This is a genomic window from Chryseolinea sp. H1M3-3 (assembly GCF_029360725.1).
Taxonomy (GTDB): Bacteria; Bacteroidota; Bacteroidia; order Cytophagales; family Cyclobacteriaceae; genus Chryseolinea.
This window is the reverse complement of the sequence record NZ_JARKMY010000015.1, coordinates 172,443-187,158: the sequence shown is the minus strand read 5'-3', so window position 1 is coordinate 187,158 and position 14,716 is coordinate 172,443. Positions and strand designations below refer to the sequence as shown.

Annotated in this window: 14 protein-coding genes; 1 reads left to right on the top strand and 13 read right to left on the bottom strand. The window is 42.1% G+C overall.

From position 1 onward, the window contains the following. Positions 1 to 162 precede the first annotated feature (162 nt). From P2W71_RS23775 to P2W71_RS23745, 7 genes are all read right to left on the bottom strand, one after another. The gene (locus P2W71_RS23775; RefSeq protein WP_276373907.1) at positions 163 to 450 is read right to left on the bottom strand and encodes a hypothetical protein; all 288 of its coding nucleotides are present in this window, start codon (positions 448 to 450) and stop codon (positions 163 to 165) included. Then, positions 437 to 1,132 (bottom strand): hypothetical protein, encoded by a 696-nt coding sequence (locus tag P2W71_RS23770; RefSeq protein WP_276373906.1) that lies wholly within the window; start codon positions 1,130 to 1,132, stop codon positions 437 to 439. The genes P2W71_RS23775 and P2W71_RS23770 overlap by 14 nt, the downstream gene beginning before the upstream one ends. 68 nt (positions 1,133 to 1,200) lie before the next feature. Further along, the gene (locus P2W71_RS23765; RefSeq protein WP_276373905.1) at positions 1,201 to 1,422 is read right to left on the bottom strand and encodes a hypothetical protein; all 222 of its coding nucleotides are present in this window, start codon (positions 1,420 to 1,422) and stop codon (positions 1,201 to 1,203) included. A gap of 26 nt (positions 1,423 to 1,448) precedes the next feature. Beyond that, the gene (locus P2W71_RS23760; protein ID WP_276373904.1) at positions 1,449 to 2,231 is read right to left on the bottom strand and encodes a prohibitin family protein; all 783 of its coding nucleotides are present in this window, start codon (positions 2,229 to 2,231) and stop codon (positions 1,449 to 1,451) included. Positions 2,232 to 2,462: 231 nt separating this feature from the next. Next, the gene (locus P2W71_RS23755) at positions 2,463 to 3,308 is read right to left on the bottom strand and encodes a hypothetical protein (protein WP_276373903.1); all 846 of its coding nucleotides are present in this window, start codon (positions 3,306 to 3,308) and stop codon (positions 2,463 to 2,465) included. A 280-nt stretch (positions 3,309 to 3,588) separates the two neighbouring features. Beyond that, the gene (locus P2W71_RS23750; protein ID WP_276373902.1) at positions 3,589 to 3,798 is read right to left on the bottom strand and encodes a hypothetical protein; all 210 of its coding nucleotides are present in this window, start codon (positions 3,796 to 3,798) and stop codon (positions 3,589 to 3,591) included. Positions 3,799 to 4,202: 404 nt separating this feature from the next. Next, positions 4,203 to 4,883: a TetR/AcrR family transcriptional regulator gene (locus P2W71_RS23745; RefSeq protein ID WP_276373901.1), complete on the bottom strand. Its 681-nt coding sequence runs from the start codon at positions 4,881 to 4,883 to the stop codon at positions 4,203 to 4,205. 894 nt (positions 4,884 to 5,777) lie between these two features. Here P2W71_RS23745 and P2W71_RS23740 point away from each other — a divergent pair. After that, entirely contained in the window at positions 5,778 to 7,586 is a 1,809-nt protein-coding gene (locus P2W71_RS23740) for a carboxypeptidase-like regulatory domain-containing protein (RefSeq protein WP_276373900.1), read from the top strand. A 489-nt stretch (positions 7,587 to 8,075) separates the two neighbouring features. Here the strand turns inward: P2W71_RS23740 and P2W71_RS23735 are convergent, their stop codons facing one another. From P2W71_RS23735 to mnmE, 6 genes are all read right to left on the bottom strand, one after another. Further along, the gene (locus P2W71_RS23735; protein WP_276373899.1) at positions 8,076 to 8,375 is read right to left on the bottom strand and encodes a hypothetical protein; all 300 of its coding nucleotides are present in this window, start codon (positions 8,373 to 8,375) and stop codon (positions 8,076 to 8,078) included. 3 nt (positions 8,376 to 8,378) lie between these two features. Then, the gene (locus tag P2W71_RS23730) at positions 8,379 to 9,725 is read right to left on the bottom strand and encodes an acyclic terpene utilization AtuA family protein (RefSeq protein WP_276373898.1); all 1,347 of its coding nucleotides are present in this window, start codon (positions 9,723 to 9,725) and stop codon (positions 8,379 to 8,381) included. A 92-nt stretch (positions 9,726 to 9,817) separates the two neighbouring features. Further along, positions 9,818 to 11,113, bottom strand: coding sequence for a citrate:proton symporter (locus P2W71_RS23725; protein WP_276373897.1), 1,296 nt, complete (start codon positions 11,111 to 11,113; stop codon positions 9,818 to 9,820). Between the two features lie 13 nt (positions 11,114 to 11,126). After that, positions 11,127 to 12,155: an alpha/beta hydrolase-fold protein gene (locus tag P2W71_RS23720; RefSeq protein ID WP_276373896.1), complete on the bottom strand. Its 1,029-nt coding sequence runs from the start codon at positions 12,153 to 12,155 to the stop codon at positions 11,127 to 11,129. Positions 12,156 to 12,162: 7 nt separating this feature from the next. Then, on the bottom strand, positions 12,163 to 13,074 hold the full coding sequence (locus tag P2W71_RS23715; protein WP_276373895.1) for an alpha/beta hydrolase family protein: 912 nt from the start codon (positions 13,072 to 13,074) through the stop codon (positions 12,163 to 12,165). Between the two features lie 255 nt (positions 13,075 to 13,329). Continuing rightward, the gene (gene mnmE, locus P2W71_RS23710) at positions 13,330 to 14,697 is read right to left on the bottom strand and encodes a tRNA uridine-5-carboxymethylaminomethyl(34) synthesis GTPase MnmE (protein WP_276373894.1); all 1,368 of its coding nucleotides are present in this window, start codon (positions 14,695 to 14,697) and stop codon (positions 13,330 to 13,332) included. Between the last annotated feature and the right edge of the window lie 19 nt (positions 14,698 to 14,716).

The following is a 14,716-nucleotide window of genomic DNA, read 5'->3' as shown; positions in this document are numbered from 1 at the left end:
TATGATTCCGTTTTAATTTTGTTTTGATTTATGCGTTCACTTTGAAACTCAAGTCGGTTTTAATAATCCTTTTAAAGTCCGATCCGTAGATGTTTAACTCCAACAGCTAAAATTACTTTGGGCAAACAACGGATATACTAGATTCGTTGGTGAGGTAGTTAATCAATTCTGTCGCTCGATCTTCCGGTATATTTTAATTAGTAAAGAGTCAATGCGCTTGGACTCATGGTTCACAAGGGAATCCAGTTTGTTTGCCTTTGATAGTTCGCCAGACATTGCCGAGTCAAGCAGTTTGATTTTTTTTGATTCTACATTAATGACGGAGTCTAAAGTCAAAGCCTTCTTCATCAGTATATCCAGATTTTTTTCGGCTTCTCGCCTTGTTTCTGTGCAAGCTATTATAGATGACGCGAAGAGTAATGCTGTAAAAAAAGATTTAATTGTGTTCATCAGCTGTAGGTTTAATTTTTTCGGAGGGATTTCCAAACTTCGGAAGCAGGAATGCATTCATCAGATATAAAGCTGCTCCAAAACAAATCAGTTCGCTTAGAATTGGTTGGTGAAACGCTTCAAGAACTAGTAAGAGTCCCGTTGAAAACAGAAGAAGTACTAGTCCCTTTGTTTGAATATGCAGGAGTTCAATTATTCGGCCCGATAGCCATGAAGATGCTACCATTGTCAACAGAATAATTACTGAAGCAATCAATTTGTTATTTACGTAGAATGAGGCTGTTCTAACCGCGTCTACAGAAAGCACTGCGCTTATGAAAACACTCTGTAGTAAAACAATCTTTAAATCTATTGACGATCTATTTGCGCTACGGTTAAAGAAAAGTAGCTCAGTTGATTTAAACATGATCCAAGTTCCTCCTGCAAGCAAAATGATATCCACCCAGTAAAAATTTATTCCGGGAATGCTTTTAATTGTGAAATGCGAATCAGCCACAAACGAATAGAAGACAAGCGCTAATATCCGGCCCAGCCATGCAAAACAAAGTCCAAGGGTCCTGGCTTTCTCTCGATTATATTGTGGTAACTTCTCACCTAAGAAAGTGGCAAACCAAACATTTGAGAGCCCAAGGATAAATTCAAGAAGAATTACCTCGAAAAGAATTATTGCTGCAAGTATCATAAATTATGTAATTGACCTTTTTGATGAAGTGCCCGCCAGGCTAACACCTGACGGACCAAACCTGACTTCTAGGATCGCATCGGAATTGAATAACTTTCACTGCGAAAGATCCTGATCATGTGAACTCCGAATTGATCACGCAACTGACGCGCTCTGGCTAAGGCCTCATCTCCGTCATCGTACACACTATGCGCGCGTGACTCAATTTGCACCTTCTTTGTTGTGTCTGTCAGAACAACTGCGATGTAATTATCTGGTTTCGGATTTTCTTCAAGAACTACCCATTTCATATAGCATGGCTTTAAGTTGAACATCATTACTGCTCACCTTCACCTATTAGCATCGATGCTTGCCCATTAGTCATAATAACCTTTGCATTTGGTGATTGCGAAAGCTGCTTAAAGGCTTCAATACTTTGCCATTTTATGATCTGGTCATTCAACCCTTCTGAAATGACTTTTTGTGCGTCACGTATACCTTGAGCCTCAATCATCTTGCGTTGAGCTTCTTTTTTCTCTCGATCCAATAGGAACTCCATCCTTTGAGCATCCTGCTCTGCTTCGAGCTTTTCCTCAACAGCACGTGCAAGTCCGGGAGGCAATTGAATGTTTTTCAGCAATACTGCTTGCACATCGAAGCCTCGAGGCGTAAGAAGTTTCGTCATTTGTTCAGTTATTGCCTTTTCGATTACTGATCTTTCAGATGAGTGCATGTCCTTTGCGAAGAAACGTGAACACACATCAGCAGCGGCGGATCGGAAAACACTTGTAATCACAATCTCTTCATAATTCACACCGATGTTCTCAAGAATCGCTGGAGCTTTTTCAGGCTGAATTCGATAGAGGATCGAAATAATTGCAGCTACATTAAGACCTTCTTTAGAAGGTAAATTTGATGTTATCTCTATGTTCTCGGTAGTGATTGGCATTTTAATAACCCGGGTAATAAAAGGATTTATCACAACAGGTCCTGGTTGTATAATGCTTTGGTTGAGTTTTCCAATCTTGCGTTTGACGCCTACTTCTCCCTGGCGCACAACAGTGCAACTCGATACAATCACGATGATTGTGGAGAGTAAAAGGGCGAGTTTAATTTTCATATTCTTTAGCGTTTAGTGATATGGATTTGTTGGGCTATTTAATTGTTTTGGGAAGTGCATATCGGTTGTAACCGTTGTTGACGCAACCAGCTTTTAAGTTCACTGGCTTCGTTTGTTGAAAGCCTGCCTAGGGCTTTCTTATACTCTTTTCGGAACAATTTTCTATCGAAACTCACCTTACACAATATGAGTTTGACGTATTGAAGCGTACTTGTTTTCATATCAATGGATTTAGAATTTAATGACTACACGGGGTGCAAGCACGTCGTCCATTGGAGCCCTATGGATATGTGGTATCCGATTATGGCGTATATCCAAGTACGGCAGGTTTTCCATCCCTTTAATTCCATCAGGTAGCGCGTTTAGCTCGTTATCATTGAGATACAGCGCTTGTAAAGTCTTAAGGCTTTTGATTCCACTTGGAATTTCGCGGAAGTGATCACCTTCTAAATGAAGTTCCCTGAGCTTAGGCAATTGACTCAGTAATGGAATATTCTGTCGCAGATCAAATTGCGTGTCACCATTCACTGACAGTACCTCAAGGTTTTGAAGCTTGACGAATTCCTGAGGCAGTACGGATATCTGATTATAGGATAGCTCTAAGTATTTCAGGCTAGTAAGCTTTCCGATCGAAGATGGCAGGTATGTGATGCTATCGCCTGCCAAGTCGAGAACATGGAGCGTAGGCAATTCAGAGAGTACTTCAAGATCAAATGCGAGGTTTTGGTGCCCATTGTAATCGATATAAAGATTTCGCAACTTCCGAAGGTTTGAGAAACTTGCTGGTAATTCTGATATTGAATTTCCTGAAAGATCTACATAAGTTAGTTGAGTCAAAGATCCAATGGACTCAGGCAGGTTTTGAATTTGATTTTGACTTACATCCAGATATTTCAAGTTCTTAAACTGAAGAATTTCATCTGGGAAATTTTTCAACCCCTGGTTCCTAAGTGTCAACCATTGCACGCTATCAGGTTTAGAAAGAGCCTCTTCTAAATCCTGAAAATTTTTAGATCTCTGTCCGAAGCTTATCAGGCATGGGACAAGGGTTAGATATATTAATAATTTCAGTTTCATAGGTGTATTTGTTATTTGTGTCCGTCCCCTGATAGTAGAGAAGTATAAGTACAATACGTCGACTTGACACGGGCATGCCGCTTCTGCTCGCTGTTGAGGAAATCTGCTTTTGTTAGATCTACTCCGTTGGTGTTATTACTTTTACCAACTGTTCGAGTACACGCAGATTGAACGAAATGCACTGCCAGTATCCAATGACGGGCTTATGTAAGGCGCACCCCGCACTGGCTCCTGGGGAATGAGTGCCCAAGATTTTAATGGTTGCCATAATCGTAACCGATTATTGTGCTAACACTGTTGAATTGCCTGGCTGATGCAGTTCAACATTGTCATGATGCATCTCAGCGCTCTCTTTTGTGCCTGAGGAATTGAACCATCGCGAATTGCGAATATTATCAAAGTTTACTGCCAGGAGCGTTAGTACAGCAAACACTGCCAAAACTACTGACCAGGCAAGAAGTTCTTGTTTTATTTTATTGATGGTTGTCATAAAGATTGATATTTAACTGTTCGTCTTTGAATAAGAATTCGAAGGGAACCGTTAACATCAGATCTGAATACGTCTTATGAAAACAATCAGGTCAGAATGGACCCTGTTGGAAAAGCGGACTAAAATTCCTTTAACCGGAATATACGTCGAAAGTTTTCTGTTTGATTTTTTCTTTTCACAAGCAATTTTTACGACTTCCGATTGAACTATTTCTGGGGCAACTACTTCCGTGTTCTCAGAACGTTCAGAAAGTTTTTCGCTACTTGCTTCAAGCCGTGGACCCGCAAGCAAGAATGCTAAAACAAATATGGTTATCCTCACCAACATAGAGTGTTACATTATGTATAGGTAGTATTACTTTCATTAACGACATTGTTACGCGATAAGTTGCTGAATTTCAAATTTTATTTTGCTGTAAGCGACGAGAGGATTAGGTGGCGCAGGAAATTTATGATTTCCTTTTCATCTTTTGCCTGGCCAAAGTCAGTCAACCTGGGAAGGTTATGCATGAAAAAATATTGATAATGTGCCATCTCAAGGACCGTGCTCGTCAATGATCTTCCATACTTATACTTAGGATTAATCTCCAGAAATATACCGGCAATGCGGGCGCACAGATCCTTGTAGGGCTTGAAAAGTTGTAGCTTATTGTCTTCGGCCACATGACTCGTTAAGTAGGATTTAGAAGCTTCTTTGATGACCAGTTGGTGAAGGATTTGCTTGTCCATGTCTGGGCCTCCCACAAGGTCAGCGTCAACTTTTAGCATGAGTATGTTGAGGATAACATCAATCTTTTTATTTGGGTCTTTAATATTGTTAATATGGACCACAACAAGGTATTCTATCCAACGCCAATACCAGTCAACTAAATAGACCAGCATGCGGTGTTTATTTTCAAAGTAGCGATAGATGCTTGATTCGTTAGTCTTAAGCTTTGTTGCGAGCTTTTTAAATGTAAACTCTTCTAGTCCCATTTTTTCAATCATTGCGGCACCTTGTTTTACAATGCTACGTCCAACGTCTGAAGAGGCCGGGTCACGCACAAAAAGCTTTTCGTTTAATTGAATTTGTATTTGCCAACTCATGTAAATTCTTAATTAAAGTTTCAATTTATAAAATTATAGCTTTGTTACAATCTGTGAAAGTAAACGTTTTATACGATTCTTTCCCCTTCACTTATTCATCCTTAGAAGAATGAAGTCATCACAGCTCATTTAGCGCTGGAGACTTTTACTTGTTGTCAGATGGAGATAGGGTTTTTCAACGGGATCCCGCCGGTAAAGGATTTAATACACGAGAGGGACTTATAATTTGTCCATAGGGAGCGCAAATATTCAGGACGCTTGGATTTAATATAAATTTCAGACACCAGGCATCGTACTTATGGCAGTCCACGCGTGCCATGGAAATGTCGAGCGTTACTCAACGCTGGATCTGCAAGTCACGGCCAGATTATTAGAAAATTCTTTGTTCTTAAAAAATGGTTGTACGAACGTTACAAACAAATATTTCTATTCGTTTATCGGAGGGCCATCTAATGGCGGATTTACTTTCCCTCTGCTACGTTCATTTTGTAACAGCTTTCCAGAACTGAGCTTAATAAATTTTGCTAACCTGTAATTGCTTCAATTACAAGTTGTGTCGTCATGAGAAAGTAAAATATTGGAACTTAAATACTATTAAGAAACCTGTAAGCCTATTGAAAAGCAAAGTACCCATACAAATTGAGTTTTACTCGCAAAATTAAATCAAACCAGTTTGGCGTGACAAAACGGAGTAGGGGAGTTACGAAAATACTTAGGAGCGTTACGAGGCCAAAGCTTAATAAGCCGGTTGCCGCTGAAGAAGTATAAGCTTGGACAAGCAACCTGTTGGTCGGAGACTGAACTAATTGAATCTTTTCACACCTTTTCGACAGAACTATGCTAAAGGACTATCAAGAATGTTGGTAGACGCTCCGCAAAAAGTTCGTGCTTTCCATGCAACCATTTGTTACGAATTTCAATCTTAAATCCATGCGACTTCCTTTTTTAATAGGATTTTTTTTGATCATAGCAACCTTTGAAACCCAGGCCTGCTTTATTCTGTTTGCGCGCGATGCCAACCGTATTCTTGTTGCAAATCATGAGGATTGGACTGCCCGCGATGGCGCCATGCGCATTATTCCTCCTACTGCTGGCAGATATGGTTCGATAATTTTTACTTTCGCCTCAGAAGGTTGGGCACAGGGAGGGATGAATGAAAAAGGATTGTTCTTCGATGCAGCTCGCACACCATTTCAGGAAATTTTCTTTGAGGGAAAAAGCAATCCAACTGGGTTTATCTGGCAAACGATTCTTGATCAGGCTGCTAATGTGAAGGAAGCAATCGCGATCCTGCAACAGCACAACTTACCGGAGCTTTCAGAAGTAACAGTAATGCTAGCGGATGCGTCGGGTAATGCTGTGCTCGTCGGAGCACATAACCATAGCGTTGGAATATGGCCAGTTGCAGGTGCCACGCTTCTTCAAACAAACTTTAATCAATGGCATCCAAATTTGAGCAACGAGCCTGCATGCTGGCGATATGATACGGCAACGCGTCACCTCGCACAATTTAAGGAGGTATCAGTCGAAAACATCCTTTCTATATTAAGGAAGACCCACCAGGATTCCATGACTGTCTATTCAAATATCTATGACCTCAAAAACAAAACGGTTTATATTTATAACAAGAGAAATTTCGATCACGCGCTTACTGTTCAACTTCCTGAATTTTTTCAAAATGGCGATTGTCTGCTGTCACTCGATTCCCTTGAAAAATACAATGACTATTCGAAGGTCTGCTTGGTAAAGAAGACGAACATAAAAACGATAAGAGGAAAAATAACGGATGAACACGGCGCACCCTTGCCGTATGTCAATATCGGCATACCAGGACAAAACGTTGGTACACTTTCCGATCCTGATGGGTCGTTTGAAATATCACTACCAGGCACGTTCTTAACGGACACACTCCGTTTTTCGTCCATTGGCTATAAGGAACACAAATTGTGTATCAATAAACTTTCGGACTCAGCTACTGTGGTCCTTCAATCAACTGCCACACTGTTGAACGAAGTGACGATCTTCAGCAAGAGACTTGATCGTAAAACCCTCCGTCTTGGGTGGATGGGTGGCAAAGATGGAGTTCTTCCCCTTGACACGCTACAAGGTGGAGGTGCAGTAGCGCTGCTGGTAGAGGCACCAGAGCGTCCGCTATTTGTGGATAGGCTTCAGGTTCGACTTATGTATAATTCAAAAGATACCGCCAGGCTCAGACTGCATTTTTTTGAGTATGATTCATTACAAGACAGGCCAGGGAAGGAGTTGCTATCCAAGGAAATCATTCTGGAAGAACGTAAAAGATTCGGATGGTTAAGGTTCGATCTTTCAGACAAAAACATCTTATTAGATAAGAAAAAATTCTTTGTTGGGTTTGAGTGGATTGATGATACACAGACTCGAAAACGGATGATCAGTGGATTGAAAAAATGGGAAGCGTGGAAGCGCGAACAGTTCCAGGCGGGCAATAAAAAAGTTGAGTACATCGTTGAGCCAGGAAACGATGCTTATCCGACTTATAAATATCATGGTAATATGATGGATTGGCCTGGCTTTAAGGATCTTCCTCCATTTACAGGATTAATGATAGAAAGCGGAAAAACGGATGACACAATTCGGCTAAGGACCTTTGAACGTAAAACGAGTTTCGGAGAATGGAAAGAAATCAATGCAACATTGAATGTAGTCGTGACTGTAATTTATTGACCAACCTGCATGTTCTCGTACTTATCTGTTTTGAGGGCGCGACACACGTGTACGTTGCATGAGCAAAGGTTGATAGGGTCTGATAGGTCGACAAGGAAAATAGAAAGTAAATCAAGTCACACAAACAGCGCCACGCGACTTCATTCTATAGAGCATGCGAGCGTAATATGGACTTTCAATTACGAAGCCTACAGAAATAATCCCTTGCAATGATGGGGCTCGCCTGACTGGAGAAAGACCCTTCTAAACTCAGATCCAATATCTTAAATAAATCCGCTTGATTATGAAATTATTTTATTACATCAAGGCAAACACTTCCATTGAGAACTAGGGTCGCACCATTAACAAAAACCTAACGATGCCAAAATAGATTTTTAGTTCGTTGCGTGGACATGTGGATAAAGTCGAGTAGGTCGACAAGAAAAACTTTTAGCTTCGAGGAGCGTAGTAAATCGACTTGATCTGAACGACTTCCAGAATTCATTTTCATTAGATATCCATCTCCAGCAATGCGTAGCTCAATGTTTTACCGTGTGTGTCAATAGCCAGCGATGTAGTTACGCCACCCAATAGCGCGTTGTGACAGACAAACAGGAGCGAGGCAATATGAGGTAACTCATAACGAATAATTTCTCCAGACACGACTTGCTGGAGGTGGTTTTTAACCCTGTCTACTGTCACTTTTTCACAAATCATATCATAATCGGACTCCAGGAAAGGAATAAGCGATAACGTAAGTGTATTACCTTTATCACCTGCCCGGCTATGCGCAATGTCGTAGAGTTTCATTCTTCAGGATTCAATGATTGTTATTTGCACTTCAATTTCAGTTCTCGCCATCAGTGTGGAGACGATGCCTACCACTTCATTCACGAGTTTTCGTACACCACCGCCAGCAGCGGGACCGTTGGTATAGAGCGCCTCTACTTCTTCCCCGATCAAAGCTGCGTCTTCCGGTGTTTGTGCCTTTCCAACTATTCTTAACCTGATCTCGTAAGGTGAAACTGGAGCCGTTTTAAAATCCGTTCGGTGAACAGAACTTATCCCAATATAATCAACACGGATGTCTGTAATCGGGTGATCAGAAATCACCAAACCTTCCGCGAATCTTTTTGATACGATTTCTCCCGCAAGCTTTGCGCGTTCAAACGCAGCATGCCCTGCATAAGAGATTTCACCTTCACCGAGACAAAAAGCCTTGTATCCTACACTGACCTTATATGTCTCCGGTTTCGGTTTTCCATGTCCACCAGTAACCTGCACCTGGTCATGACCGATTTCCTGTAATTTTACAGTGGTGAAATTAGCTATTACATCTGGCGTAAAATATTCAGAAGGATTAATTACCTCATACAACAATTGTTCTTTCACGGTCATAAGATTCACCACGCCTCCTGTGCCTTGTACTTTGCTGATAATGGCTGATCCATCTTTTTTAACATCAGCAAACGGGTGCCCAAGTTTATGCAGACCTTCCACTGGCTTTTTAACGGGATCAGCAAAATACCCACCGGTGATATGGCCTGCGCACTCGAGCAGATGTCCGATGACCGTACCCTTACCCAACAGATCATAATCGCTAGTCGACCAACCGAATTCAAAGATCATCGGTGCGAGGAACAATGAAGGGTCTGCTATCCGGCCTGTAATAATAACACTTGCGTTGGCATGCAGGGCTTCCAAAATTCCGTCTACGCCCAGATACGCATTTGCAGAGATCAATTCACCGGAATTACCAACCGGTTCATTTGTCTCAAGGGCTATTGACGAAGTCTCAAGTTTTTTGAAAACGTCATCACCCGTTACAGCTGCTATTCTGATTTTTAACTTCAGTTTACGCGCTATATCAGCAACTTTCTTCGCAGCTTCCATAGGATTGGCAGCGCCCATATTGGTTATGAGCGTGACTTTGTTTTTCGTCAGCGCGGGTAACAAAGATTCAATCCTTCTCTCCAGCAACGGATCATAACCCTTCGTCTGATCTTTTATTTTACGTTTCTGCGCCAGAGCGATTGTTCTCTCGGCGAGGCATTCCAATACCAAGTAGTCGAGGTTCCCTTGCTCAGCAAGGATAATAGCGGGATCTAATCGGTCACCCGAAAAGCCCGCACCACAACCAATCCGGATCTTGTCTTTCATCTGTAAGTTGGATTAGATTTAAGTGGAACAGGCTGACCGTCCCCTCCGTTTTCATTCCTTTCGGTGAATGCAGTGCAAGGATAGTCCATAAATCAAATATGTATCGAACCCGTAATAATTGCCACGATTGTCATCACGATAGTGGTACCAAACGCCCATTTAAAAATAAATCTCTGATGATCGCCCAGGTCCACTTCGCATAGACCAATGAGCAGAAAGGTGGACGCTGTTAATGGACTTAAAGGAAAGCCAACAGTCATCTGTCCTAACAACGCAGCACGGCCAATCTCTAGCGGATCAATGTTATAATGCTGCGCTGTCTGGCTCACCACCGGCACAACACCAAAATAATACGCATCGGGTGTAAAGAGCATACTGGATGGCATACTGGTCACCGCTGTCAGCAGTGGTAACAAATTGGCGTGCTGTTCCGGAATCAGCGAGACCAATGTCGATGCCATCGCTTCGATCATCTTCGAGCCCGTAAGAATTCCGGAAAAAATACCCGCGGCAAAGATCATACTGGACACTAAAAAAATATTCGATCCATGACTCCGCATAATTTTTTGCTGATCTTTTAATATAGGATAATTGATCAACAGGGCGACTACACTTGCGATCACAAACAGAACAGGTGCAGGCATCCAACCTTTGATTAAAATCACAATCAATAAAACCGTCACGGTGGCATTAAGCCAGATCAGCTTAGGCCTGCGAAACGATTTTTGTTCTTCGCTTAAGGATGCGTGATGCTGGTAGACAAAATCAACCACACCTAATCGTTTTCGTTCTCTTCTTCCAAGAATGTATGCAACAATTAATACCCACGCTATGCCCGCAACGATAGCGGGGAGGTTAGGATTAAAGAGTTTGTCAGCTGAGGTGTTTAATGTCGAAATTGCGCGTGCCGAGGTACCCGACCAAGGCACTAAATGCAGAGGACCAACGCTGAGCGCAACAATCCCGGCAAGCACCAAGCGACTCATGTTCAACTTATTATAAATCGGCAGAAAAGCGGACAGAACGATCATGAACGTAGCCGTGCCATCGCCATCTAAATGCACAATCATGGTAAGAATGGCAGTACCCATCACTACTTTCAAAGGATCACCTTTAACTGTTCTGACGATGAACGCTACCACAGGGTCAAACAGCCCGGCATCCAGCATAACGGCAAAATACAATACTGCAAATACAAGCATGATTCCGGTAGGAGCAACCTGTTTGATTCCTCCCAGCATCATTTCACCGAGTTCTTTTGGATGAAGGCCTGAGAGTAATCCGAATACCATCGGTACTAACACCAACGCGGTGATCACCGAAAGCCTTTTCGTTAAAATCAGGATCAAGAAAACTACAATTGTAGCGAACCCCAGGAGCGCAATCACGTGCTATTATTGGTTAATCAAATTTCAAATACTCATTGAAGAAAGGAAGCAAGTCATTCAAAACTCGTCCATCTGTGGTCCAGATTTTATTTCCGTGATTTCCGATGTATTCTTCAGCAAAGTGATCAATTCCTAAATTCTCCAACCGCTGACTGAACATACCACACTGAACAGGAAAGCGACTCGCGTCATTTCTCCCCCAGTCAAGCTTCAATGCCTTAAGTTTACGAAGGTTCGATGCATATTTATCCACCATGTACACAGGCATGTTTTGACTCCATTTCTCCATGACTTTGTCGTTTATAATTAAACTGTCTCCCTGGTAGGTAAACGGAACATCACAATAGAAAGGAGGCTTCGCAGGGTTAGGTGACCACGCCCGGGCCACCGCTACGAGTACTTTCGGATAATATGTCTTCTTTAATTCTTCGTGCGTTTTAATCTTGCCCAGTTCTTTGAACGAATCACTGTTAGGCCCAAACTCCTTTACGAATGCCAATAGACCAGGGCTCAATGCATACACGCTGCTAAACACCTCCGGAAACAGCATACCGATTTTTATTGCTCCGTATCCTCCCATGGAATGGCCAGCTATTCCACGGCCTTCGCGCGTAGCTAGCGTTTTGAAATTCCTATCAATATATTCTACTATTTCTCTCGCCTGGAAATCAGTCCAATTACCAGTAAGGGACGAGTTGCTGTAGAAACTTCCTTCGTATAATGTATAATGACTGGCAATAACTAAAATGAATGGACGGATCTTTTTTTGGGCAATTCCTTTGTCGAGGATCATCTTCATTGATGAAGATATACTGTCGGTTCCCATAAAGCCGTGCAGATAATAAATTACCGGAAAACGCTTGTTCCCGTTTTCGTAACCCGGAGGGAGATAAACAGATACGTTGCGATTTGGATTTTCCCCGCCATCATTTCGCAAGGTCTCCGCCTTGATCTTAAAGCTTGTCAGTTTTCCCGAAGTGATCTGGCTGAAGGATTTCAGCGTGATCAGCAACACAAATAGAACTGCATAATATTTATTCATGAGTGATTCAGTTGACTGTTGCCTTATTTGTCTTCAGAACTTCATGGAAGAATAGAATGTGATGAGGCAAGGAATTTTGCCAATAATCCCAGGAGTGGCCACCTGGCCGTTCAGTATAATCGTGTGGGGTTTGATTGAACAGGAGCCTTCGATGCAATTCACGGTTAGGCTCAATTAAGAAATCATCTACGCCACAGTCGATAATTAATTTCGTACCGTTCTTTTTGATCAGATCCGCCATGTTGATGATCGAATATATGGAATAATCCACCGATTCGATAGGCCCCATGATCGCACTAAATGCCTTTTTAATATTGGATGCCATGTCAGGAGGAAGTTTCCACCCCATCATGTCGGGGTTGAGGGCTCCACTCATGCTGCCTGCAGTACCGAACACATCCGGGTGTCGTGCTGACAAATACAAAGCACCATATCCACCCATAGATAAACCGGATATAGCCCTTGCTTTATTGCTGCGATTGGTACGATAGGTTTTATCAATTGCAGGAACAACGTCTTTAATGACATACGACTCGAATTGACTTTTCCTGTCAACGGGACTATCGATATAGTAGCTGAAAATTTCACCTTCCGGCAGAACGATGATCAGGTCATACGAATCAGCTAAACGATGTAACAGTTGAGTGTCCGGAGTTTTGTCAAGCCAGTCCCTGTAATGTCCGAAGCCACCATGCAGCAAATAAAATACAGGATAAACGGATTTACTTTTTGCGTAGGAAGCCGGAAGCACGATAGCTGACTTATACGTCTTGCCCATAGCTGTGCTCGGTATGTCCAACGAGTCGATTCTTGCAGCCTCGGTGACTTGGCAATGGAACAGTAGAATCAAACAATAAACACCAATTATTTTTTTAAGGTCACAGTAATCTACGGAACACAGTAGAGAAGATAATTTCATTAATGTGTTGTTTATACACAATAATAGTTAATCCGGATCATTATTGTAATAGTTTCCAAACTAAAATCGCTAGCACAATGAAGGATTTCAACTCGTGGGCGTGCTGGCTACAAGCGCAAAACACAAGATTTATCAATCACTTCCAACCTTGAGAAATCGTAAGAGCGTTTGCCATCCCAATAAGCATCGAGGTGGAGTGAGTAACCACCATTTTTGATTCGGCTTTGACGAACACGAACTGGCCTCTTTCAGAATTCACTTCCCGATACAAAACTTCGAAAAAATATTATCCAATAGATCATCCGTTGTAATGGTGCCCGTGATCTCTCCCAGATAATGCAGGGATTGCCGTATGTCCATGGCGAGAAAATCTCCGGTCACTCCGGAATCAAGTCCGGTTAAAACAAGGTCGAGGGATTCATTTGTCTGAAGCAGGTTTTGATAGTGTCTTAGGTTCGTAACCATCACGTCGCCTTTCTTTACTTCCTTTATCTGTACTTTTTCTAAGATCTTTTCTTTGAGCAATGAAAGGTTTGTTTTGTTAGATGCAGAGATAAAGATAAAAGGTTGGCTTTCTAATTTTTTCAATAGCGTGTTGTCGGCCTGATCCATTTTATTCCCGATCATGAGATAGGGGATGGCCAGTGCCTTCAACTCATGAACCTGTTCCTCAATTTCATTTTCTGTCGCATTGGAGAGGTCAACCAGGTAAAGTATTAATGAGGCTTTCTTCATTCGTTCACGAGTTCGCTCCACGCCGATGGCTTCTATGACGTCTTTTGTTTCACGTAAACCTGCGGTATCAATAAATCGAAAATTTATCCCACCCAGAATTATTTCATCTTCGATGGCATCGCGTGTAGTCCCAGGGATATCAGAAACGATAGCACGTTCTTCATTTAGCAATGCATTCAATAAAGTTGACTTACCTGCATTTGGCTTTCCTGCAATCACAGTAGGTACACCGTTTTTTATTACGTTGCCCTGATCGAAGGAGTCAATCAAAGCCCGTAAATAAGATTGAATTTTCTGAATAAGCTCTCTTAAATCATCGCGTTTAGCAAATTCAACATCTTCTTCCCCAAAATCGAGTTCAAGTTCGATCAATGACGCAAAGTGAATTAATTCGTCACGCAAATGATTGATCTCTTTCGAAAAGCCGCCGCGCATTTGGTTAAGCGCAGCTTGTCGTGCATTATCTGTTTCTGCATTGATCAGGTCGGCCACGGCTTCAGCCTGTGCAAGGTCAAACCGACCATGAAGAAAGGCGCGTTTGGTAAATTCTCCCGGCTGTGCGAGTCGTGCTCCCTGTCGTAGCAATGCCTTTATAATTTCCTTGATGATGAACGGCGATCCATGACATGAAATTTCCACTGCGTTTTCCATGGTAAACGAATTCGGCGCTTTGAAAATGGAAACAAGGACTTCATCAATAATCTTTCCTTCGTGATGAAGATTTCCGAAATGAATCGTGTGTGATGGCTGTTCTTCGAGGTTCTTTCCTTTAAAACATTTTTGAGTGATCTTTATAGCCTCTGGTCCGGAAAGGCGGATCACCGCAATTGCAGAAATTCCCTGCGCAGTTGCTAAGGCGACGATGGTATCTTCGATGGTTGTTGACATAATATATCTTGCAAGGTAC

Coding starts and splice junctions, on each gene's coding strand:
- P2W71_RS23775 (WP_276373907.1), bottom strand. CDS start 450: ATGAACACAATTAAATCTTTTTTTACAGCATTACTCTTCGCGTCATCT.
- P2W71_RS23770 (WP_276373906.1), bottom strand. CDS start 1,132: ATGATACTTGCAGCAATAATTCTTTTCGAGGTAATTCTTCTTGAATTT.
- P2W71_RS23765 (WP_276373905.1), bottom strand. CDS start 1,422: ATGAAATGGGTAGTTCTTGAAGAAAATCCGAAACCAGATAATTACATC.
- P2W71_RS23760 (WP_276373904.1), bottom strand. CDS start 2,231: ATGAAAATTAAACTCGCCCTTTTACTCTCCACAATCATCGTGATTGTA.
- P2W71_RS23755 (WP_276373903.1), bottom strand. CDS start 3,308: ATGAAACTGAAATTATTAATATATCTAACCCTTGTCCCATGCCTGATA.
- P2W71_RS23750 (WP_276373902.1), bottom strand. CDS start 3,798: ATGACAACCATCAATAAAATAAAACAAGAACTTCTTGCCTGGTCAGTA.
- P2W71_RS23745 (WP_276373901.1), bottom strand. CDS start 4,883: ATGAGTTGGCAAATACAAATTCAATTAAACGAAAAGCTTTTTGTGCGT.
- P2W71_RS23740 (WP_276373900.1), top strand. CDS start 5,778: ATGCAACCATTTGTTACGAATTTCAATCTTAAATCCATGCGACTTCCT.
- P2W71_RS23735 (WP_276373899.1), bottom strand. CDS start 8,375: ATGAAACTCTACGACATTGCGCATAGCCGGGCAGGTGATAAAGGTAAT.
- P2W71_RS23730 (WP_276373898.1), bottom strand. CDS start 9,725: ATGAAAGACAAGATCCGGATTGGTTGTGGTGCGGGCTTTTCGGGTGAC.
- P2W71_RS23720 (WP_276373896.1), bottom strand. CDS start 12,155: ATGAATAAATATTATGCAGTTCTATTTGTGTTGCTGATCACGCTGAAA.
- P2W71_RS23715 (WP_276373895.1), bottom strand. CDS start 13,074: ATGAAATTATCTTCTCTACTGTGTTCCGTAGATTACTGTGACCTTAAA.
- mnmE (WP_276373894.1), bottom strand. CDS start 14,697: ATGTCAACAACCATCGAAGATACCATCGTCGCCTTAGCAACTGCGCAG.